Annotated in this window: 19 protein-coding genes; all 19 read left to right on the top strand. The window is 40.1% G+C overall.

All coding sequences use genetic code 11. The annotated features are described in order from the left end of the window. The first annotated feature begins 7 nt into the window (after positions 1-7). The 19 genes from flgL (at position 8) to fliJ (ending at position 22,496) form a co-directional block, all read left to right on the top strand. Positions 8-1,201 (top strand): flagellar hook-associated protein FlgL, encoded by a 1,194-nt coding sequence (flgL, locus tag PVK62_RS06965; RefSeq protein WP_274443580.1) that lies wholly within the window; start codon positions 8-10, stop codon positions 1,199-1,201. A gap of 737 nt (positions 1,202-1,938) precedes the next feature. Continuing rightward, positions 1,939-3,078: a flagellin gene (locus PVK62_RS06960; protein ID WP_274443579.1), complete on the top strand. Its 1,140-nt coding sequence runs from the start codon at positions 1,939-1,941 to the stop codon at positions 3,076-3,078. Positions 3,079-3,398: 320 nt separating this feature from the next. After that, on the top strand, positions 3,399-4,532 hold the full coding sequence (locus PVK62_RS06955; RefSeq protein WP_274443578.1) for a flagellin: 1,134 nt from the start codon (positions 3,399-3,401) through the stop codon (positions 4,530-4,532). A gap of 408 nt (positions 4,533-4,940) precedes the next feature. Next, positions 4,941-6,074, top strand: coding sequence for a flagellin (locus PVK62_RS06950; protein ID WP_274443577.1), 1,134 nt, complete (start codon positions 4,941-4,943; stop codon positions 6,072-6,074). A 438-nt stretch (positions 6,075-6,512) separates the two neighbouring features. Beyond that, positions 6,513-7,640 (top strand): flagellin, encoded by a 1,128-nt coding sequence (locus PVK62_RS06945; protein WP_274443576.1) that lies wholly within the window; start codon positions 6,513-6,515, stop codon positions 7,638-7,640. Between the two features lie 242 nt (positions 7,641-7,882). Further along, on the top strand, positions 7,883-9,019 hold the full coding sequence (locus tag PVK62_RS06940) for a flagellin (protein ID WP_274443575.1): 1,137 nt from the start codon (positions 7,883-7,885) through the stop codon (positions 9,017-9,019). A gap of 124 nt (positions 9,020-9,143) precedes the next feature. Next, complete coding sequence (locus PVK62_RS06935) at positions 9,144-9,563, top strand: flagellar protein FlaG (protein WP_274443574.1); 420 nt, start codon at positions 9,144-9,146, stop codon at positions 9,561-9,563. A 24-nt stretch (positions 9,564-9,587) separates the two neighbouring features. Beyond that, positions 9,588-11,555: a flagellar filament capping protein FliD gene (gene fliD / locus PVK62_RS06930; protein WP_274443573.1), complete on the top strand. Its 1,968-nt coding sequence runs from the start codon at positions 9,588-9,590 to the stop codon at positions 11,553-11,555. Positions 11,556-11,587: 32 nt separating this feature from the next. After that, on the top strand, positions 11,588-11,878 hold the full coding sequence (locus tag PVK62_RS06925) for a hypothetical protein (RefSeq protein ID WP_274443572.1): 291 nt from the start codon (positions 11,588-11,590) through the stop codon (positions 11,876-11,878). Positions 11,879-11,893: 15 nt separating this feature from the next. After that, complete coding sequence (gene fliS / locus PVK62_RS06920; RefSeq protein WP_274443571.1) at positions 11,894-12,304, top strand: flagellar export chaperone FliS; 411 nt, start codon at positions 11,894-11,896, stop codon at positions 12,302-12,304. A gap of 189 nt (positions 12,305-12,493) precedes the next feature. After that, positions 12,494-13,975 (top strand): sigma-54 dependent transcriptional regulator, encoded by a 1,482-nt coding sequence (locus tag PVK62_RS06915; RefSeq protein ID WP_274443570.1) that lies wholly within the window; start codon positions 12,494-12,496, stop codon positions 13,973-13,975. 126 nt (positions 13,976-14,101) lie between these two features. Beyond that, positions 14,102-15,163 (top strand): sensor histidine kinase, encoded by a 1,062-nt coding sequence (locus PVK62_RS06910; protein ID WP_274443569.1) that lies wholly within the window; start codon positions 14,102-14,104, stop codon positions 15,161-15,163. 2 nt (positions 15,164-15,165) lie between these two features. Next, positions 15,166-16,602, top strand: a complete 1,437-nt coding sequence (locus PVK62_RS06905) for a sigma-54-dependent transcriptional regulator (RefSeq protein ID WP_274443568.1) — start codon at positions 15,166-15,168, stop codon at positions 16,600-16,602. Positions 16,603-16,701: 99 nt separating this feature from the next. Then, positions 16,702-17,013, top strand: coding sequence for a flagellar hook-basal body complex protein FliE (gene fliE / locus PVK62_RS06900; RefSeq protein ID WP_274443567.1), 312 nt, complete (start codon positions 16,702-16,704; stop codon positions 17,011-17,013). Between the two features lie 17 nt (positions 17,014-17,030). Beyond that, positions 17,031-18,761 (top strand): flagellar basal-body MS-ring/collar protein FliF, encoded by a 1,731-nt coding sequence (fliF, locus tag PVK62_RS06895; protein ID WP_274443566.1) that lies wholly within the window; start codon positions 17,031-17,033, stop codon positions 18,759-18,761. Further along, the gene (gene fliG, locus PVK62_RS06890; RefSeq protein ID WP_274443565.1) at positions 18,754-19,806 is read left to right on the top strand and encodes a flagellar motor switch protein FliG; all 1,053 of its coding nucleotides are present in this window, start codon (positions 18,754-18,756) and stop codon (positions 19,804-19,806) included. Before fliF ends, fliG begins: the two co-directional genes overlap by 8 nt. A 98-nt stretch (positions 19,807-19,904) precedes the next feature. Next, entirely contained in the window at positions 19,905-20,702 is a 798-nt protein-coding gene (gene fliH / locus PVK62_RS06885; RefSeq protein WP_274443564.1) for a flagellar assembly protein FliH, read from the top strand. Beyond that, positions 20,703-22,022 (top strand): flagellar protein export ATPase FliI, encoded by a 1,320-nt coding sequence (gene fliI / locus PVK62_RS06880; RefSeq protein ID WP_274443563.1) that lies wholly within the window; start codon positions 20,703-20,705, stop codon positions 22,020-22,022. A 33-nt stretch (positions 22,023-22,055) separates the two neighbouring features. Next, on the top strand, positions 22,056-22,496 hold the full coding sequence (fliJ, locus tag PVK62_RS06875; protein ID WP_274443562.1) for a flagellar export protein FliJ: 441 nt from the start codon (positions 22,056-22,058) through the stop codon (positions 22,494-22,496). The last annotated feature ends 79 nt before the right edge of the window (positions 22,497-22,575 follow it).

Here is a 22,575-nt window from a genome sequence, read left to right as displayed (position 1 = left end):
GTAGAGTATGTTAAATCGTATTTCAAGCTTTCATAATTACCAAGCGGTGCAAAATGATATTTCGCGCCAAGAAGCGAAAGTGCATCAGAACAGTGCACAATTAGCGTCAGGTAAAAAGCTATTAACCGCAGGTGATGATCCCGTTGCAGCGTTATATGCCCAAAACCTAACTCAAAAGAAAGAAGAGTTACGCCAATATACAGATACCATTACATTGGCACGTAACCGTTTAGAGCGTCATGAAATAGCCATCGCTAATGCTGAACAGTTTACTGATGATGCTAAACGTAGTGTTATGGAAATGATTAACGGTTCTCTTGCACCAGAAGATCGTTATGCTCATGCGCAAGACATTAAAGGCATTGCCGATAACTTTTTAAATCTAACCAATATGTTAGATGAATCAGGGAACTATTTATTCTCTGGTACCAAGCCAAAAACCCAACCATTCTTCCGCTCGAATGATGGAACGGTTGCTTATGCTGGTGATGAATATCAGCGTAGTTTGAAAGTGTCAGGTTCAGTAGAAGTAGCTGTTAATGATTCAGGTAGTAAATTATTTACAGAAATAAAAAACCCATTTGGTGATTACGACCCACAATATTCACTGAAAGAAGGGTCTGAATTATTGCTATCCAAAGCGACCAATACAAATTATACCGACCCGGCAACGTATGAAGTCAGCTTTAATGCCGGTGCTGATGGTAAGTATAATTACCAATTATCAAAAGATGGCAGTGCAATAAAAACTGCTCAATTTGATCCTGCAGAAGGGATTAAGTATGAAGGGGTTGATATACAGATCCGTGGCCAATTAAAAGCGGGTGATACTATAACGCTTGAGCCAAAGAAAACGATTAGCGTTTTTGATTCTTTCAAAAAAGCACAAGAATTAGCATTAAATCATGTATCTGATGCATCAAGTACGGCAGAGTTACATCAAGTAACTGATGAGTTCCATGCTGCATTTATTCACTTAAGCCAAGCACAGGCCGAAGTGGGAACAAGACAGAACACGCTTGACCAACAAGAAATGCAGCACCAAGATTTTGATTTAACTATCTCTAAATCGTTAAGCTCTATTGAAGATTTAGATTACGCTCAAGCAGTGATTGAATTTAGTGAGAATACTCGTGCTCTTCAGGCTTCTCAGCAAGCCTTTGGTAAAGTAAAAGATATAACATTATTTAATTACGTATAAAAATCAAATAATACTGAAAGCTCAGCAGGCAGGCTGGGCTTTTTTTATGCCTGCTATTTACGGTCATTATAGGTGTAGGAAAATTGAGGCGGTAATTTATTTGAATTCCTATAACTGTATGAACTATAAGTAAAATACAAATGGGAATAGCTTTGCCGCTTAACTCGAATATTGTAAATATTTGCCGCTTATTATTGAAAATTTCAGTTTTTTTCCTATTTTATTCTTATTGGTTGTATGTAAGCCATGAATAGAAATTATAGTAAAAAGTAGTCTACTTGTTAGTCCCTAAGTATTGGGAGAGAGGCAATGCGGCAATATTTATAAAAAAGCGGCAAAAAGGTTGGTTTTTCAGTATTTAAAGAGAGAGTAGTAATAAAGTTGGTGTTGTTTAAGTTTATGATTTTAAATGATTATTTTTATTTCCTTAATAAGTTGATTTGAATTATGAAAAACTGGCACACCTTATGCTAATTAATAACTATGACTGAGACGCTCACAGTTTGCCAATGGTAAATAGTGGCATAGCAGTTGCAAAATAGGGTTAATCACTTTGCTTTTGCATGTCAGTCATTAATCTATGTATATTTCTCATCTTGGCATGAGATTTGATATGTAAATTACATGACATTGAAAAACATTGGCCAATTGTGGCTGATATTTAACTATGATTTTTAAATATTTCTGAATAGAGCAGAAAGTAGATTTCGTGAAAACGAAACTCAAGGAGAGCAACGATGGCTGTAAATGTAAATACTAACGTATCTGCGATGACTGCGCAGCGTTACCTAAATAACGCAACGAACGATCTAAACAACTCAATGGAGCGTTTGTCTTCAGGTACTAAAATCAACAGCGCAAAAGATGACGCTGCTGGTCTACAAATTTCTAACCGTTTAACAGCTCAGACTCGTGGTCTTGATGTTGCTATGCGTAATGCTAATGATGGTATTTCTATCGCTCAAACAGCTGAAGGTGCGATGAACGAATCGACAAACATCCTTCAACGTATGCGTGATTTATCACTACAAGCGGCAAATGGTTCTAACTCAGATCAAGATCGCTCTTCTATCCAAGAAGAAGTACATGCACTGTCTGATGAATTAAACCGTATTGCTGAAACAACCTCTTTTGGTGGTCGCCGTCTACTTAACGGTACATTCGGTGAGTCTGCATTCCAAATCGGTGCAAATGCTGGTGAAGCAATTCTTATTGAACTAACGTCTGTACGTGCTGATGATAGCCGTATGGGTGGTCAACGTTTTGTTTCTGAAATCGGTAAAGATGCATCTTGGAATGTCGCTGCTGGTAAAAATGACATGAAACTAGATTTCACAACTCAAAAAGGTGAATTAGTTTCTATCAATATCAATGCAAAAGCTGGCGATGATATTGAAGAGTTAGCAACATACATTAACGGTCAATCAGACAAGATCTCAGCATCTGTTGGTGATGAAGGTAAACTTCAACTGTTTGTTGCAGAACCATCTATCCAAGGTGAGTTAGCGGTATCTGGTAACCTTGCTACAGAATTAGGTTTAACTGGCGGTGCTGGTATTAAAGCAACGGTTGATAAACTAGATGTAACGTCTGTTGGTGATGCTCAAGTTTCTATCGGTGTTATCGATTCAGCGCTTGCTTATATTGACCGTGAACGTGCTGATTTAGGTGCTAAACAAAACCGTTTAGGCCACAGCATCAACAACTTGTCTAACATTCAAGAGAATGTGTCTGCTTCTAACAGCCGAATCAAAGATACTGATTTTGCTAAAGAAACAACAAACATGACAAAAGCACAAATCCTTCAGCAGTCTAGTACGTCTATTCTTGCTCAAGCGAAACAGTTACCAAACGCTGCATTAACTTTACTGCAGTAATTGAGTAACTAACAACAGTCATCTTAGTGAACAAGAGGTGCTCTCATCTCTCATCATCCTCTTGTTCATTTGATTGTTGGCAAGCTTCAGGTAACTGGTTTTTTGTGTTCTTCTCACAGATCTCCTCATAAAAAACCAGCCTAGCTTTATGCCCCTTAATTGGGGCTACCCTTTTCTATTTATTCCCTTATATTCTTTTACCTTTTTCTAGCCCCTTTCTTTTTGTTTTCCTCTTAAGTTTATTTTTTCAGCGCCGATAGAACCTTATAAGAGTCTATTTTTCTATATCAGAAAATCGCTATTTTAATTAAGAGGTCATTATGACAGTGACAGTAAACACCAATGTGTCTGCCATGACGGCACAGAGATATTTGAATCAAGCAACAGATCAGTTAAATCAATCGATGGAACGTCTTTCTTCTGGAAAGCGAATTAATAGCGCTAAAGATGATGCTGCAGGTTTACAAATTTCCAATCGACTACAAGCTCAAATGAGCGGATTAGATGTTGCCGTGCGTAATGCCAATGATGGTATTTCTATTGCTCAAACGGCAGAAGGTGCGATGAATGAAACTACTAATATCCTTCAGCGTATGCGTGATTTAGCGTTGCAGTCATCTAATGGGTCCAACTCTCTACAAGATCGTCAGGCAATACAAGAAGAAGCGGATGCCTTAAACGATGAATTAAATCGTATTGCAGAAACCACATCCTTTGGTGGACGTCGTTTATTAAATGGTCAATTTGGGACGTCAACTTTCCAGATTGGGGCTAATGCTGGTGAGGCTGTTCAACTAACGCTAGGCAGTATGCGTTCTGATACTTTAGCCATGGGGGGATTTCATTACACCTCTCAAAACCAATTAAACAAAGGTTGGACAGTGCCAGAGGGCGGGCAGACTCTTACCATGTCATTTAATGATGAAAATGGTAAGTCTCAAGAAATTACGATTGAAGCCAAGGCGGGTGATGACATTGAGGAGTTAGCAACGTACATCAATGGGCAAAATGATACCGTTCAAGCGTCAGTGGATGAAAACGGCCAGTTACAGTTATTTACTGCGGGTGATTTAGTCTCAAGTGCGGTGACCTTTGGTGGTTCATTATCTGCTGAATTAGCCATTGGTGGTGCTGTATTTGATACTGTTAATGATTTGGATTTAACGACAGTCGGTGGTTCTCAAAAAGCGATTGCAACGTTAGATGCCGCCATGGGATTTGTCGATAAAGAACGTGCAACCTTAGGGGCATTCCAAAACCGTTTTGATCATGCCATTAATAACTTAAATAATATTAATGAAAATATCTCGGCATCAAATAGTCGTATTGAAGACACCGACTTTGCAAAAGAAACGGTTGAGATGATGAAAGCGCAAATCTTACAGCAAGTAAGTTCAACAGTACTCGCTCAAGCTAAACAAGCACCAGATCTTGCGTTAAAACTGCTTGGTTAATTTATACCAACGGAGATAACGATTTTAAAAACCAGCAATGACGGCTGGTTTTTTTTCGTCTAAAGAAAATAAAGTGGCTAAAGTGAAATAAATAAAGAAATGAAGTATCAAACTCAAAATAAAACGAAAGGAGAAGTAAGCAACATCCTTTTGTATCAAGGTTCTGATTAATACTTGGCCAAAAGCAAAAAAACTTTAGCTGTTTTTTCGTCAATTGTAAAAAACTTTGAAGCATGATCATAGTTCATAAAGTAATCATCTGTTTTATAAAAAAAAGCATAAAGGTTTATTTTTAACCGTCGCTAAGTTAAGTATCAGGCACTAATAGCAACGTCATTAGTTCCAAATAATAAAGCTCAGTTTTCCGAACTACGGAAAACAATCGGAAAACTAAACGGAGATACCACTATGTCGATTACAGTAAATACTAACGTATCAGCAATGACTGCTCAGCGTTACTTGAACAATGCAACGGATGGCGTTAATCAATCAATGGAACGTCTATCTTCAGGCTTTAAAATTAACAGTGCGAAAGATGATGCAGCAGGCCTGCAAATTTCAAATCGCTTAACTTCTCAATCTCGTGGTTTAGATGTTGCAGTTCGTAATGCAAATGATGGTATTTCTATTGCACAAACGGCGGAAGGTGCGATGAATGAATCGACAAACATTTTACAGCGTATGCGTGATTTATCACTTCAGTCTTCTAATGGTTCAAATACTTCTGCTGATCGTGAAGCGATTCAACAAGAAGTAGGCGCGCTTAATGACGAATTAAATCGAATCGCAGAAACAACCTCATTTGGTGGTTCACGTCTTCTTAACGGTCAGTTTGGTACTAAATCATTTCAAATCGGTGCTGATTCTGGTGAAGCAGTAATGCTAAGTCTAAATAACATGCGTTCTGATTCGGCATCAATGGGAGGGACAAGTTATAAAGCAGAAACTAAACTTGATGCTGGTTGGGCGGTTAATGCTGAAAACTCAGAATTAACGGTTTCATTTGTTAATAAAGCAGGCGAAGAGAAAGAACTGACAATCAACGCAAAATCAGGCGATGATATTGAACAAGTAGCTACTTATATTAACGGCCAGACAGATTCAATTAATGCGTCAGTGTCTGAAAATGGTGAACTGCAAATTGTTACCTCGAATGATAAGGTGCAAGGTGAGGTGAGCTTTGGCGGTTCTCTGGCTGGCGAACTAAATATGGGTGCTGCGCAAGCTGAAACCGTTAAGAGTATTGATGTAACGACGGTTGGTGGCTCACAGAAAGCGGTGGCTGTCCTTGATGCAGCGATGCAATTCGTTGATGAGAACCGTGCAGATTTAGGTGCATTCCAAAATCGCTTTAGCCATGCTATTTCTAATTTAGATAACATTAATGAAAATGTATCTGCATCAAATAGCCGTATTAAAGATGTCGATTTTGCAAAAGAAACGACAGAAATGACGAAAGCTCAAATCCTTCAACAAGCAAGTTCGTCTATTTTAGCTCAAGCTAAGCAAGCGCCTAATGCAGCACTTGGTTTATTGAGATAGTTAATATAATAAATTTCTAAGGTAGTAGTGCTCTCACACTATGCCAAAGCCGAGGTTTGCCTCGGCTTTTTTATGTAATAAAACAAAATGAAGTTCGGTATATTGGATTGCCATCAACTTCAATTGTGTGAAAAATAGTCGATATTGTTCTGTTTATACCTATTTATAGCGATTTTTCTCACGTTTTAGTGTTCATTTAAATTTATTTCATTTTTTTTATCTTTTTTCCTAAAGAGTTTTCGATTGCGAGCGATAACTTAATTACAAGGCATTACGACTGAGATTTTTTAAAATGCTTACAAAAGAAAAACTTAAAAAAATAAAAAGTTTTTCTAAAGTAATTTAAAGCACGGTCGTTAAGTTAAGTATCAAACGATGATTAATACGGTTTCCGGTCCAGGAGCGGAGTGATTCGGAACCAAAGTGGAGAAATAAAATATGTCTATCAATGTAAACACAAACGTATCAGCAATGACAGCACAGCGTTACCTAAATAGCGCAACGAATGACGTAAACAGCTCAATGGAGCGTTTGTCTTCTGGTTTTAAAATTAACAGTGCAAAAGATGATGCAGCGGGTCTACAAATTTCTAACCGTCTAACATCTCAAACTCGTGGTTTAGATGTAGCAGTTCGAAATGCAAATGATGGTATCTCAATGGCGCAAACTGCTGAAGGTGCGATGAACGAAACAACGAACATCCTTCAACGTATGCGTGATTTATCACTTCAATCTTCTAACGGTTCAAACACAACAGCTGACCGTACTGCGATTCAAGAAGAAGTGGTTGCTTTGAATGACGAATTAAACCGTATTGCAGAAACAACTTCGTTTGGTGGTACAAACCTATTAAACGGTCAGTTTGGAACTAAGTCTTTCCAAATCGGTGCAGATTCAGGTGAAGCGGTAATGCTAACATTGAACAACATGCGCTCAGATACAACAGCGATGGGTGGTAACACTTACTCTGCGACGGAAGGCAAAGATGCAAACTGGTCAGTAAGTGCAGAAAACACTGAATTAACAATGAATTTTGTTGATAAAGATGGCAAAGAGCAAAACATCACAATCAATGCAAAAGCAGGCGATGACATTGAAGAAGTAGCAACTTACATCAATGGCCAAAGTGCAGAAGTCAACGCCTCTGTTACAGAAGAAGGCAAATTACAAGTATTTGCAGCAGCTGAAGCAACTGATATTTCATTCAGCGGAGCACTAAGCAGCGAATTAGGTATGGGTAACAAGGTTACTGATACAGTAAAAAGCATTGATGTAACTACGGTTGGTGGTTCACAAAAAGCGGTAGCAATTCTTGACTCAGCAATGCAATACGTTGATTCAAACCGTGCTGAATTGGGTGCTTTCCAAAACCGTTTTAGTCACGCTATCAACAACTTAGAAAATATTAATGAGAATACGAGTGCAGCAAACAGCCAAATCAAAGATGTTGATTTTGCGAAAGAAACCACTGCAATGACGAAATCTCAAATCCTGCAACAAGCGAGCTCGTCTATCCTTGCTCAAGCTAAGCAGGCACCAAATGCAGCATTAGGCCTGTTGGGCTAATCAGCATAGTAAACACTTGTGAGAATGAGAGCTAAGCTATCTGCAGAGTTCTATCCCAACAGGTTATAAGTGAGTCTGACTTACTTTATAAAATTAATCTTAGGCTATCTCGCGATGTGTTTTGTAGAGGTGAGAGTCTACTAAATACATAGAGATATGCTTTTAAATATATGTGAGAAACGATGGTTGGTGCGGAGGATGAGACCACACCACCATTGCATTATCCCTTAGGAGATCTATTTATGTCTATTACAGTAAATACTAACGTATCAGCAATGACAGCTCAGCGTTACTTAAACAGCGCAACATCTGACGTTAACCAATCAATGGAACGTCTATCTTCAGGCAACAAGATCAACAGTGCTAAAGATGATGCTGCTGGCCTACAAATCTCTAACCGTTTAAACACGCAAACTCGTGGTCTAGACGTAGCGGTTCGTAACGCAAACGACGGCATCTCTATGATGCAAACAGCTGAAGGCGCAATGAAAGAGACTTCAAACATCCTTTCTCGTGTACGTGACCTTGCACTGCAATCGTCAAATGGTTCAAACACTGACGCTGACCGTAGCGCGATCCAACAAGAAGTAACGGCGCTTTCTGATGAAATGAACCGTATCGCAGAAACAACTTCTTTTGGTGGTACACGTCTACTTAACGGTAACTTCGGTACTAAATCTTTCCAAGTTGGTGCTGATTCTGGTGAAGCTGTAACGCTTACACTGAACAACCTACGTGCAGATGAGTCAAACATGGGTGGCCAATCTTTCACTGCGAAAGAAGGTGTTGCTGCGGGTTGGACTGCTGGTAAAGATGCAGAAATGACAATTTCTTTCACAGACAAGTCTGGTGAAGAACAATCAGTATCAATCACAGCTAAAGCTGGTGACGATATTGAAGAAGTAGCAACTTACATCAACGGCCAAACTGATAAAGTTAGTGCTTCTGTTGGTGAAGATGGCAAACTACAAGTATTCGCAGCTAAAGGCACAATCGATGGCGAAATCGAATTCTCAGGTGCTCTAGCTAACGAAACTGGTATGTCTGATGCAGTTAAAGCACAAAAAACAGTAGGTAACATCGACGTTACAACTGTAGCTGGTTCTCAAGATGCAATCGCAGTTGTTGATGCAGCAATGAAATTTGTTGATAGCCACCGTTCTGAGCTAGGTGCTGCTCAAAACCGTATGGGTCACACAATCAACAACTTAGACAACATTAACGAAAACGTTTCTGCTGCTAAGAGCCAAATCAAAGACGTTGATTTCGCGAAAGAAACAACTGAAATGACTAAAGCACAAATCCTACAGCAAGCAAGCTCTTCTATCTTAGCTCAAGCTAAGCAAGCGCCAAACGCTGCTCTAGGTCTATTACGTTAATCCACTCGATTAATTGATAATACTTAAATAGGTAGGTGGGCGGCTTCATCGTCAACCCACTTACTGAAATATGACAGCCGGGCCGCTCTCCTGCTGTCTTTTTTCGTATTAGGAGGAAAATACTATGAATCCATCATCTGTATCTTCATCAATCCTGCCCTCTCCATCCTCAAATAACGGCACGCAAATTGCTAGAACTAATGTGCAGCCAACATTATCTGTTAATACCCTAAATAAAACAGCAAACACTGAACCGTCAGAAGCAATGACGCAAAGCCAAGCTATCGTGGTAGAAGCAGAGCAACAGCTTGAAACGAAAAAGAAAGAAGAACTTCATAAAGCAGTAAAAGAGCTGAATGAATACGTTAAAAGCATGGATCGAGGATTATCATTTCATCTAGATGAAGAATCAGGGCGGCAGGTTATTACCGTTATAGAGGTTAGCTCTGGTGATATCATCCGTCAGATCCCCGATGAAAAAATGTTGCAAGTTGCCAGAGAATTAGCTGCCAGTGCATCTGGATTAATAGCTGAGAGGATATAAAACGTTAATTGAGGAAAGACTTTCATGAGTATGAGCCCGATGGGGATGGGTGGTGGCCTAGATATTAATTCTATGGTGAGCAAAATAGTTGAAAGCGAGCGCTTACCAAAGCAGCAGCGCATTGACCGTGAGCGCTCAGATATAGATATGAATATCAGTGGTTACGGCCGTCTGCAAGAATCGTTAGATACCATGAAAAATCTCATGTCGACGTTTCGCCAAGAAGATACGTTTGCGTCACGAACTATTTCAAGCAGCGATGATGAAGTAGTGAGTGCGACTGCAACACCTGAAGCCTTGGCAGGTCGATACACAATTGATGTTTTACAATTAGCTCAAGCACAAAAATTAGCATCATCGCCAATTCGTGATGATGCTAAATTTGGCCCAGGTAAGCTTGATATTTCATTGGGAGATAAAGAGTTCACCATTGAAATTATTGGTAAAAATAACAAAATTACCGATTTGTTAAAGCAGATCAACGGTGCACCATCAAATCCTGGTGTTCAAGCTTCTATCGTTAAAGACGATGGCGGCTCACGTCTTATCCTCGCCTCAGATAAACCTGGCGAAAGTCATAAAGTTAAAATTGAAGTCGACGCTGAATATAATGATCAGCTACATCGTCTTGCTTTTAATCCTAATTTTGATCCTGCGGTATCAACAAAATTTGATATTCCAACCTTGCTTGAATATCAAAATGTACCAGAAATTGCCGCTCAGCAAATGCAAGAGCCAATAACGGCACAAGAAGTTCCTGAATTAAGTGATGAAGAAAAATACGCGTACTTTAAGCCGCTTATTGATTATGCCAATCGTGAATTAGCGCGAGAAGAAAAAGCGGCAAAAGAGATCATGCTTCAACAAGAAGCAACGGCTGCATTATCCACACTTGAAGATCCAACAGACCCAACATCTGGCATGTCTGGTTGGAGTGAGCGCACCGCTGGAACATTGCAAGCAGCGCTACCAAGCGAAGATGAAAAAGTAGAATTAGCAAAAGCGGCAAAACAGGGTGACCAATCGGCGGCAGAAGCGCTGGCTGAAATTGGCCAAACGCCTGATACGGTATTTCAATCTGCAGGCATCACTTATGAAGCCCCTCAAGTCGCACCTAAAAAAGAATTGGTTGATATAGCAAAAGAAAAAATTGAACAGCTACCGCCAACGATCAAAGAAATAGCGAAAGAAAAATTAGAACCGATAGAAAAAGTCGTAGAAGCTATTAAGCCTGAAGGCCCACGTAAGCCGCTATATTCAGGTCTTCAAGAAGTTCAAACAGCGAGTAGTGCAAAAGTAGTATTAGATGGTGTTGCTAGAATAAGCAGTGACACGAATGTGATTCAAGATGCAGTTCATGGCGTTGATATCACGCTAAAGGGCACAACAACTGAAAACAGTAAGCGTATTGATTTAGATGTGCAGTTTGATAGAGATGGTGTCAAAGCTGCGATTGAACAATTTGTTGCTACCTATAATCAGTTTTACGAAACCACACAGGCACTGAGTGGCTTTGATCCTGCGACGGGGCAAAGTGGCCCATTAGCTGGGGACAGTGTTGTTCGTTCTGCTGAATCTCGTTTGAAATCTGCTTTTGTAGCTCCGGTAGAATCGGCACCAAAAGATGTAAAAACGCTCATTGAATTAGGTATTTCGACTACTCGTCAGGGTACGTTAGAAATAAACCATACCATGCTTGATCGCCAACTGAATGAGAATTTTGGGCAGTTGCATACTTTTTTTGGTGGTTCGAAAGGCTTTGCTAAAAAAATAGAAGATGTTATTCAAAGTATGACGGGAGTGACGGGTCCTATTCGTACCCGAATGAATACCATGCGAGATCAAAATTATCGTTTAAATGATCAGCAAGTGGATTTAGATCGTCGAATGGAGAGCATGCAAGAGCGTACTCGTAATAAATTTGCCAATATGCAAGACGTTACTGGAAAAATGAAAGCACAGTTATCTGGCATGATGAACGCATTAGGTTAAAGAATAGTAAAATCATATATTAGGTGTTTTCGATGATGTTATTACAACAATTAGAAAAATTAGACCATGAATTACAGAGTCTATATCAAATCGATGATATTAATTTTGAACTGTTGGCGACTTTTCTATCAAATCGGGAACAACTCTTGCATCAATGTATGCAGGTGTCAGAAATAGTGCATTCCACTGAATGGCAAGCCGCAATTGCAAGAACCCAATTGATTATTGATGACATGAATCGATTAGGACAGCAATTTGCTTTAGATTATCAAAAGCTGAATCATGCAAAAAAATCGGTTCAGCTATATAGAAAATTTCAATAAAACTGAGGAAATACGATGAGAGGTTCACTACAAGCATATAAGAAGGTATCAATTGATAGCCAATTAAGTGCTGCATCACCTCATAAGGTAATTCAAATGCTAATGGCTGGTGCTATTGAGCGATTAATCCAAGGTAAAGCAGCTATGCAGCAAGGAAATACAGCTGTAAAAGGTGAACGTCTTGGTAAAGCATTAGATATCGTGATTAGTTTACGTACTTGCCTTTCAATGGATGATGGTGGTGATATTGCAAGCAATCTTGATTCTTTGTATGACTTTATGATCCGTCAAATTTCACAAGCAAATCAAAATAATGAATCTCAGCCGATTGATGATGTGGTTGATATGTTACGTGAAATAAAATCAGCATGGGATCAAATCCCTGCAGAGTTTCACAACCTTACCGCTGATCAAGTCGGAATCTAATACAATAGTTTTATAAATCAAGTTACTTTTTCTGATTTTTATATTAACCTCTCATTTACAGCATGGCTGTCTGTTTATTGACAGTCATGGTTGCCTTATTTTTCGTATGCTATAAAATAGGCCCATAATTTCGTTGTTGTTCAATGAATTGGCCAATTACATCAAAGAATTAAGGCACATATCACTTCTATGCACGGTTTAGCAAAGACACTAATTATTGAAGATGATGAGCAGAATCGACATAACTTTAAGGTAATTCTTGAGTTTATCGGTGAGCATTGTCATGCCATTTCAAGTTCAGAACTGTCTACTTTTGGGTGGAGTGATCCTTGGAGTGCGTGTTTTTTAGGTCAGATTTCTAGTGGATCAAATAAAGACTTTATTAAACAATCGTTAGTTAATAATAATCACATTCCTGTGATTATGCTGGCAGGGGAAAAGCATGATCTTGAGGACCTGACGAATTACGTAGGGGAATTAAGTCAGCCGGTTAATTATCCTCAGTTAACGGATGCATTGCGTCACTGTCAAGAATTTATGGGGCGCCGTGGTCTTGGTATTCCACAACTGGGTCGGAAAAATACCTTATTTCGCAGTATGGTTGGACAAAGTTCAGCTATTAGTACGGTACGTCACTTAATTGAACAAGTATCGGGCACTGAAGCGAGTGTTCTTGTATTAGGTGAGTCGGGTACGGGTAAAGAAGTTGTTGCTCGAAACCTTCACTATCATTCCCCTCGCCGTAAAGGTCCATTTGTCCCTGTTAACTGTGGTGCGATCCCTCCAGATCTTCTTGAAAGCGAGCTTTTTGGTCATGAAAAAGGGGCTTTTACCGGAGCAATTACAGCTCGTAAAGGGCGATTTGAATTGGCACAAGGCGGCACGCTTTTCTTAGATGAAATTGGTGATATGCCAATGTCAATGCAGGTGAAACTATTACGGGTATTACAAGAGCGTTGTTTTGAGCGTGTTGGTGGAAATCAAAGCATTAAAGCAGATGTTCGTATCGTTGCGGCAACACACCGTAATCTTGATGACATGATAGATAAATCAACATTCCGTGAAGATTTATATTATCGCTTGAATGTATTTCCGATCGAAATGCCAGCTCTGCGTGAGCGTAAGCAAGATATACCTCTATTATTGCAAGAACTACTAGCAAGAATGGAAGCGGAAGGCAGTGCTCGTGTCCGTTTAACTCCTCGAGCCGTTAATTCGTTAATGGAGCATCATTGGCCTGGTAATGTTCGTGAGTTAGCGAATTTGATTGAGCGATTAATGATCTTATTCCCTGGAGAGTCTGTTGATGTAAATCATTTACCGACAAAATATCGTTATAGCGATATTCCAGAGTTTCAACCAGAGAATTACAATCAACAAAGTATTGAAGAACAAGAGCAAGCAGCTCTTGCTGATATGTTTGCAAACTTTAGTGATGGTGGAGTAGCACAAGCTGCGACACAAAGCTTTGGCCCTGCGTCAAATGATTTACCGGAAGATGGGTTAAACCTTAAAGAAATGTTGGCTGATGTTGAAGTTAATATGATCTGCCAAGCACTTGAAGCTCAAAATGGTGTTGTTGCACGTGCCGCAGATATGTTAGGAATGCGAAGAACGACATTAGTAGAGAAAATGCGTAAATATAATCTTAATAAAGATGATATTCGTTGATTCTAGAATGACAAATAATTGACTCGTCAAACTTGAGTGTGACTTGTAAGTTGTTAAAAGTAATCAGTAAAAGGGCTGGTATGTAAAATGCATTAGCCCTTTTGTTGTTTTGGCGGGAATAAAATTATGCATGGTAATTCTGAGGATGAAATTAATTCACCTCTTGGTACAGTCGAAGAACAGAATACACGTTATAAGCAAGTGCTCGATGTAATGCCTGCTGGTGTGATATTACTGGATACTCAAGGTGTGGTGTGTGAAGTCAACCCAGAAGCGATAAAATTGCTAGGACCACCATTGCTTGGCGAGCGTTGGTTTGAGGTGATCCAGCGTTCATTTGATCCTAGAGAAGATGACGGTCATGAGATCTCTTTGCGTAACGGTCGTAAAGTACGCTTAGCTATTTCAGCATCAGAAACGGGTCAATTGATACTTATTACCGATCTTACAGAGACTCGCTTATTGCAAGCTCGTGTGAGTGGATTACAGCGTTTATCTTCATTAGGAAAAATGGTGGCTTCTCTTGCCCATCAAGTTAGAACACCTCTCTCAAGTGCCATGTTGTATGCTTCTAACTTGGGTTCACCTAACCTTCCTGCTGCCACACATAAACGTTTTCAAACTAAGTTAGTTGATCGTCTGCATGATCTTGAAAAACAAGTGAATGATATGCTGCTTTTTGCTAAAGGTGGTGATAATAAAGTCGTTAAGCCGTTTACGATCAGTGAACTGGTTGCTGAATATCAACCTATGGTTGAGACCGCTTTGCAATCGAATCAAGTTGACTATCACTTAGAGATCGAAGAAGAAGATACGATCCTTATGGGGAACGCAAATGCCATTGCCAGTGCGATCAGTAACTTGATTATGAATGCGATTCAGGCGGTAGGAAAAGAGTGTCAAATTGATGTTTTTTTCAGGCCTGTAAATGGATTTTTAAAAATATCGGTGCAAGATAATGGCCCCGGTATTCCGTTGGAATTACAAGATAAAATAATGGAACCATTTTTTACCACGCGATCTCAAGGCACAGGCCTTGGTCTTGCTGTTGTTCAAATGGTGTGTCGAGCACATAAAGGACAACTTGAATTGTATTCAGAACCGGATGATGGTGCGTGCTTCACCATGTCGATCCCGCTAACAGCAATTGATGCTGAATCCGCAACTCAAACAGAATCTGGAGAATAATCATGGCGCAAAGTAAAGTATTGATCGTAGAAGATGATGAAGGCCTACGCGAAGCCTTGATTGACACCTTAGAATTAGCTGGCTATGAGTGGGTTGAAGCTGATAGTGCGGAAACTGCGCTATTAATTTTGAAAAAAGAGCCCGTTGATATTGTGGTTTCAGACGTTCAAATGGCAGGGATGGGGGGCTTGGCACTATTGCGTAGTATCAAACTAAATTGGCCGAATTTACCGGTTCTTCTAATGACCGCTTATGCCAATATTGAAGATGCGGTTTCTGCGATGAAAGAAGGCGCGATAGATTACATGGCGAAACCTTTTGCGCCAGAAGTGTTGTTAAACATGGTGAGTCGTTATGCACCAGTAAAAAATGAACAAAGCGGTGATGCGATTGTTGCTGATGAAAAGAGTCTTAAGTTACTCAAACTGGCCGATAAAGTAGCTCGAACTGACGCAAACGTGATGGTTCTTGGCCCAAGTGGTTCAGGTAAAGAAGTGATGTCTCGTTATATTCATAACAACTCACAGCGCAGCGAAGGCCCTTTTGTTGCCATTAACTGTGCTGCAATTCCTGACAATATGCTAGAGGCCACTCTATTTGGTTACGAAAAAGGCGCATTTACAGGGGCTGTTCAAGCGTGCCCGGGGAAATTTGAACAAGCGCAAGGCGGCACTATTTTACTGGATGAAATCAGTGAAATGGATCTTAACCTACAAGCGAAATTACTGCGTGTATTACAAGAACGTGAAGTTGAACGCTTAGGTGGCCGCAAGAGTATTAAATTAGATGTTCGTATTTTGGCGACAAGTAACCGTGATTTGAAAAAATACGTAGAAGAAGGCAATTTCAGAGAAGATTTATATTACCGTTTAAACGTATTTCCAATTGCGTGGCCTGCGTTAAAAGAGCGTAAAGGCGACATTGCTCCAATTGCTCAACACCTTATTGAGCGCCACTGTCAAAAACAAGGCTTACCTGTACCAAAGATCAGTGTGGAAGCAACGATAAAATTAGAAAGTTATTCTTGGCCTGGTAATGTTCGTGAATTGGATAATGTGGTGCAACGAGCGCTTATTTTAGCCGAATCAAACGTTATTACAGCGGATGACGTTTTATTGGAAGGGATTGATTGGGCTGATGCAAGCAGCTTGCAACGTGTTGTCAGTGGTGAAGCGCCGACGATTAAACCAGAACAACAGGTACCGTCAATAAATGAACCATTAGTCACTGACTCTGAAACCATCAACATGGAGAGTTCTAGCACATCAACAGGGCTGGGCGGTGAATTACGTGAACAAGAGTACATAATTATTCTTGAAACGATTAAAGCGTGTGATGGAAAACGCAAAGATGTGGCTGAAAAACTAGGAATTAGTCCTAGAACACTCCGCTATAAACTTGCAAAAATGCGAGACGCTGGAATAGATATCCCAAGTTAAAACAGTAGCTTACGTTTATTTATATTTTGGTATGTAAATTGCTTATATAATTCGGGTCGTAAAATTAAGTCAATTAGTTGACTGGGTCGGAGAATTGAAATGAAAATTGGTGGTTTACAAAACGAAATGCAAGCAATGATGCTTGACGCGTCAAATACAACGCGTCCAGCAACAGGCAAAGAGGTCGGTGCGGACTTCAGTGCAATGTTTGCCAAAGCAGTAAATAACGTAAATGGCTTACAACAAGCATCAAGTGATTTGGCTGTACGTTTTGACCGAGGTGATGAAGGGGTTTCATTATCTGACGTTATGATAGCGCGAAATAAATCAAGTGTTGCATTTGATGCCACAATTCAAGTGCGTAATAAGCTTGTTGATGCTTATAAAGCGCTTATGAATATGCCTGTATAATTTCTAGGAATTAAAGCGTGTCAGAAGATAACAAAAATACAGACTTAACGGTATCTGATGGAATGTCAGCAGGAAGTGCGATGGCACTGGATAATTCTGTTGATAGTCAAAATTTAGATGTTGATGAGCAAAGTTCTTCAAAGTTAGATTCAGCTCTTGGTAATCTTGATTTATTACGTCAAGTGATTTTAGTGTTATCTGTGTCTATCTGTGTAGCATTAATTGTTATGCTTTTCTTTTGGGTTCAAGAACCTGAAATGCGACCTCTTGGTGTGTATGAAACCGATGAGCTTATTCAAGTTCTCGATCATCTCGATGCGCAGAAATCAGAATATAAACTGGATGGTAATACCATTTTAGTTCCCGCGTCTGAATTCAGTAAAATGAAACTTAATCTTTCAAGAGCGGGTTTAAATCGAACAGAAGCTGAAGGCGATGATATCTTATTGCAAGATATGGGTTTTGGGGTTTCACAACGTTTAGAGCAAGAGCGTCTAAAATTAAGTCGTGAACGTCAATTGGCCAGTACCTTTGAGCAAATGCGTCCAATTCGTAAAGCTCAAGTATTGCTTGCAATGCCAAAACAGAGTGTATTCGTACGTCATAACCAAGAAGCATCGGCAACGGTATTCTTAACCATGCGTATGGGAGCAAGTTTAAAGCAAGAAGAAGTTGATTCAATTGTTGATATGGTAGCAAGTGCGGTTCCAGGAATGAAACCAACACGTGTTACGGTGACAGATCAACACGGTCGTTTATTGAGCTCTGGCACACAAGATCCAATGGCAACAGCTCATCGTAAAGAACAAGAATTAGAGCGCAAGCAAGAGCAATCACTGCGCGATAAAATCGATGCGATTCTTATTCCTATTTTAGGGCTAGGCAATTACACCGCTCAAGTGGATGTATCGATGGACTTTAGTGCAGTTGAACAAACACGTAAGCAGTTTGATCCACAGACACCATCAACACGAAGTGAATACACATTAGAAGATTACAATAACGGTAATGTGATAGCAGGTGTTCCTGGTGCATTAAGTAATCAGCCTCCTGTAGATTCAGCTATCCCTCAAGATATTGCTGAACTTAAAGATGGTTCGGTACTAGGTCAAGGCTCTGTTCATAAAGAAGCGACACGTAACTTTGAGCTAGATACGACAATTAGCCATGAGCGTAAACAAACGGGAACGGTTGCTCGTCAAACCGTTTCAGTTGCAGTAAAAGAGCGTCAAAGTGTAAACCCTGACACTGGTGAAGTAACTTATACGCCTGTATCAGCAGAACAAATTGAAACAATTCGTCAAATAATTATTGGTAGTGTTGGTTTAAACGAGCAACGTGGTGATTTATTAAACGTACTAGGCGTTAAGTTTGCCATTGAAGAACAACCAATTACTATTGATGTACCAATTTGGGAACATCCAAACTTTAACGATTGGATTAAGTGGTTAGCCGGAGCTATTGTAATTATAGCTGTACTGCTTATCCTTGTTCGACCAGCAATGAATAAATTACTGTTCCCTAATCAAGTTGAAGATGATGCCATTGTCAAAGGTGACGGTACTCAAGGTGAGATGGGCTTAATCGGCAGTGATTTGGATGGCGATGGATTTGAATTTGGTTCAGGTATCGATCTTCCTAACTTACATAAAGACGAAGACTTATTGAAAGCAGTTCGAGCGCTGGTAGCAAATGAACCAGAATTGGCAGCACAAGTAGTTAAAAATTGGGTATCTGAAAATGGCTAATGACATTGTAGAAGCAGAAAAGAAAGGTGAAGAAGCTGCAGAGTTTGATCTCTCTTCATTATCAGGATCAGAACGTGCCGCTATTTTATTACTGAGTTTGAGTGAAGAGGATGCTGCAAGTATTATTCGTCATTTAGAGCCTAAACAGGTTCAAAAAGTCGGCGCAGCAATGGCAACCGTCTCTGATTTAAATCAGATTAAAGTGTCTGCAATACATCGTGCTTTCTTAGAAGATATTCAGAAGTACACTAGTATAGGCATGGGCAGTGAAGACTTTATGCGTAACGCATTGGTTGCAGCGCTTGGTGAAGATAAAGCGAATAATCTAGTAGATCAAATACTACTAGGAAGTGGTTCTCAAGGCTTAGATTCATTGAAATGGATGGATCCTCGTCAAGTGGCAAGCATCATCATGAATGAGCACCCACAGATCCAAACTATCGTATTATCGTACTTAGACCCAGATCAGTCAGCAGAGATTTTATCTCAGTTTCCTGAGCGAGTACGTCTTGATCTTATGATGCGTATTGCCCACCTTGAAGAAGTTCAGCCATCAGCACTTGCTGAGCTGAATGAAATCATGGAGAAACAATTCGCAGGTCAATCTGGTGCGCAAGCGGCGAAAATTGGCGGCCTGAAAGCGGCGGCTGAAATCATGAACTACCTAGATAACAGTATCGAAGGTATGTTGATGGATCAAATTCGCGACCAAGATGAAGAGACGGCAACTCAAATCCAAGATCTTATGTTCGTGTTTGAAAACCTTATTGATGTACAAGACCAAGGTATTCAAATGTTGTTGCGTGATGTTCCGCAAGAAGTGTTGCAAAAAGCACTTAAAGGCGCAGATGATGCACTTAAAGAGAAAATGTTTAAGTGTATGTCAAAACGTGCTGCTGAACTTATGCGTGATGACCTTGAAGCAATGGGCCCAGTACGAGTTGCTGATGTGGAGGCTGCTCAGAAAGAAATTCTGGCAGTGGCACGTCGAATGGCAGACTCTGGTGATCTAATGCTTTCGGGTGGCGCAGACGAATTCGTATAATACGTTGTCAGTTCTTTAAGTTATAATTAAACGGCTATTTCATATTATTGGAATGGCCGTTATGCATTCTAATCATCTTATTTTTACGGGTTATCATCATGAGTATCAGCAAAAAACGTGGCTTTATTCGCATTACCGATGAGAGTGAACTACAAAAAACCAATATTTGGGAGTCGCCTGATTATTCTGACCCAGATAAACAAGCCCGTGAAACTGCTTTAAATTACGATCCTAGTTGGACGCCATCAGTACCTAAAGAAGAAGAGCCTGAAGAGTTTGTTCTTACCGATGAAATTATCGAACAGATCAAGCAAGGTGCTTATAATGAAGGTTTGATGCAAGGCCAAGAATTTGGCTATAAAGAAGGCCTAGAAAAAGGCCAAGCAGAAGGTTTTGATGCGGGTAAGCCTGAAGGTTATCAAGCTGGTTATGATGAAGGTATTGCGGCTGGGAAAGCTGAAATAGAAGAACGAATTAAACAGTTAGTTGACATGGCAGATAAATTTGCTGCGCCATTAGAATTAATAGACTCTCAAGTTGAAAAGCAATTGATTGACATGGTGTTAGCTCTGACAAAAGAAGTGATCCATGTAGAGGTTAAAACCAACCCACAAGTATTACTTGATACCGTTAGAGAGTCTGTTGAAACGTTACCGATCACCGAGCGTGAAATCAGTATTTCACTTCACCCAGATGATCACCAGCGTGTCGTTGAGGCTTATGGTGAAGAAACGTTAGCGCAGAAACAGTGGACTTTAACCTCTGAGCCATCAATGAATATTGGTGATATTACAATTCAAGCGTCTGATTCTAAAGTGAGTTACTTACTTGAAGAGCGCATTAAAAGCGTATTAGCTAAGTTTTGTGGTGTCAATCGTCATCAAGGGAATCAGTAAATGTTGTCATTGTCTGAGCGCCTTTCTCAATATAAGACAACGGGACTAACAACACGAGCAATCGCGTCTGGCAAGTTAGTACGAGTTGTTGGTTTAACTTTAGAAGCGACAGGTTGCCGTGCACCCATCGGCAGTTCATGTTTAGTTGAGACCATTAATGGTGAGATTGAAGCCGAAGTCGTTGGTTTTTCTGGTGAAAACCTATTTTTAATGCCAAACGAGCAAGTCTCTGGAGTACTTCCTGGGGCCAAAGTGACGCCTATTGTCGGTGGCAGTGGTATTCCTGTTGGTATGGAGCTATTAGGTCGAGTTGTTGATGGGGTAGGTAATCCGATTGATGGGCTAGGTGAGCTATATACAGAACAAACCGCCTCTTTTACTTCTGAACCAATTAACCCATTAGCTCGAAAGCCAATTACAGAACCGCTTGATGTTGGCTTAAAAGCAATCAATGGACTACTCACTGTCGGTAAAGGGCAGCGTTTAGGCTTGTTTGCTGGTTCAGGTGTGGGTAAATCGGTAACACTTGGCATGATGACTCGTGGTACAACCGCTCAAGTTGTAGTCGTAGGGCTTATTGGTGAGCGTGGACGAGAAGTAAAAGAGTTCATCGAAGAAATCTTAGGCCCTGAAGGTCGTCAACGTTCTGTTGTGGTTGCCGCCCCTGCCGATTCATCTGCATTGATGCGTTTAAAAGGGTGTCAAACGGCATTAACAATTGCCGAATATTTTCGTGACCAAGGCTTAGATGTTTTATTATTAATGGATTCATTGACGCGTTTTGCTCAGGCTCAACGTGAAATCGCGCTATCTGTTGGTGAGCCGCCTGCGACAAAAGGTTATCCGCCTTCTGTATTTGCAAAGCTTCCAGCCTTAGTTGAACGAGCAGGTAACGGTAACGAAAACCAAGGCTCTATTACCGCTTTCTTTACTGTATTGACCGAAGGGGATGACTTACAAGATCCTATCGCGGATGCATCACGAGCTATTTTGGATGGGCATATTGTACTATCACGTGAAATGGCAGATGCTGGGCATTATCCAGCGATCGATGTTGAGAAGTCGGTCAGCCGTGTGATGCCACAAATTACCGACGAAGAGCATATGTTAATGTCGAAAGCGGTAAGACAAGTGCTTTCAATTTGCAGAAAGAATCAAGATCTTGTCTCTATTGGTGCTTATAAACCGGGAACCGATCCCGCAATAGATCAAGCCTTTACTTTAAAGCCACGCTTAGATGAGTATCTACAGCAACGTATGAAAGAAACAGTACCGTATGACATGTGTAAGAATATGCTTAAGATGTTGTTAGGTGGCTAATGAATATACAAAGGACGAAAAAAAGGAAAACTCATGAGTAGTACCTTTGATTTTTTGTTGGAACAATCTCAAGAAAGAGAGAATCAAGCGGTGATGGCATTAAATACAGCCAAAGCAGAGCTTGATAATTTTTATGAGCAAGTAAAGCAGATTGAAAAGTATCGCCTTGATTACTGTAATCAGTTATTACAACGTGGTCAGCAGGGATTAACGGCCAGTCAATACAGTCATTTGAATAAATTTTTAGTTCAATTAGATGAAACGTTAACAAAGCAAAAAAGTGCAGAGTCACATTTCACATCTCAAGTGGATAATTGCCAAACCTATTGGCAAGAAACGCGTAAACAGCGTCGTTCGTATGAATGGATGATCGATAAAAAGAAAACAGAACGTCAAAAAATGCTCGATAAACAAGAGCAAAATATGATGGATGAATTTTCGACACTGCAATTTGCACGTCGCTCTAAACCTTAGCGAACATCTTCCCCACTCTTATTTATAAATACGGATTGTTTTTAAAAGTGGCTTAATATTTGCTTTAAAATATCAAACG

It is taken from the genome of Aliivibrio sp. S3MY1 (assembly GCF_028765575.1).
Lineage (GTDB): Bacteria > Pseudomonadota > Gammaproteobacteria > Enterobacterales > Vibrionaceae > Aliivibrio.
The sequence above is the reverse complement of the archived record's forward strand: the minus strand, read 5'-3'. Positions and strand labels throughout refer to the sequence as shown.

Bases quoted from the DNA above. Each gene is read 5' to 3' on its own strand.
- fliI (WP_274443563.1), top strand. From the start codon at position 20,703: ATGTTGTCATTGTCTGAGCGCCTTTCTCAATATAAGACAACGGGACTA.
- PVK62_RS06935 (WP_274443574.1), top strand. From the start codon at position 9,144: ATGAATCCATCATCTGTATCTTCATCAATCCTGCCCTCTCCATCCTCA.
- PVK62_RS06910 (WP_274443569.1), top strand. From the start codon at position 14,102: ATGCATGGTAATTCTGAGGATGAAATTAATTCACCTCTTGGTACAGTC.
- fliE (WP_274443567.1), top strand. From the start codon at position 16,702: ATGAAAATTGGTGGTTTACAAAACGAAATGCAAGCAATGATGCTTGAC.
- PVK62_RS06940 (WP_274443575.1), top strand. From the start codon at position 7,883: ATGTCTATTACAGTAAATACTAACGTATCAGCAATGACAGCTCAGCGT.
- fliJ (WP_274443562.1), top strand. From the start codon at position 22,056: ATGAGTAGTACCTTTGATTTTTTGTTGGAACAATCTCAAGAAAGAGAG.
- flgL (WP_274443580.1), top strand. From the start codon at position 8: ATGTTAAATCGTATTTCAAGCTTTCATAATTACCAAGCGGTGCAAAAT.
- PVK62_RS06955 (WP_274443578.1), top strand. From the start codon at position 3,399: ATGACAGTGACAGTAAACACCAATGTGTCTGCCATGACGGCACAGAGA.
- fliH (WP_274443564.1), top strand. From the start codon at position 19,905: ATGAGTATCAGCAAAAAACGTGGCTTTATTCGCATTACCGATGAGAGT.
- PVK62_RS06915 (WP_274443570.1), top strand. From the start codon at position 12,494: ATGCACGGTTTAGCAAAGACACTAATTATTGAAGATGATGAGCAGAAT.
- PVK62_RS06925 (WP_274443572.1), top strand. From the start codon at position 11,588: ATGATGTTATTACAACAATTAGAAAAATTAGACCATGAATTACAGAGT.
- PVK62_RS06960 (WP_274443579.1), top strand. From the start codon at position 1,939: ATGGCTGTAAATGTAAATACTAACGTATCTGCGATGACTGCGCAGCGT.
- PVK62_RS06945 (WP_274443576.1), top strand. From the start codon at position 6,513: ATGTCTATCAATGTAAACACAAACGTATCAGCAATGACAGCACAGCGT.
- fliD (WP_274443573.1), top strand. From the start codon at position 9,588: ATGAGTATGAGCCCGATGGGGATGGGTGGTGGCCTAGATATTAATTCT.
- PVK62_RS06905 (WP_274443568.1), top strand. From the start codon at position 15,166: ATGGCGCAAAGTAAAGTATTGATCGTAGAAGATGATGAAGGCCTACGC.
- fliS (WP_274443571.1), top strand. From the start codon at position 11,894: ATGAGAGGTTCACTACAAGCATATAAGAAGGTATCAATTGATAGCCAA.
- fliG (WP_274443565.1), top strand. From the start codon at position 18,754: ATGGCTAATGACATTGTAGAAGCAGAAAAGAAAGGTGAAGAAGCTGCA.
- PVK62_RS06950 (WP_274443577.1), top strand. From the start codon at position 4,941: ATGTCGATTACAGTAAATACTAACGTATCAGCAATGACTGCTCAGCGT.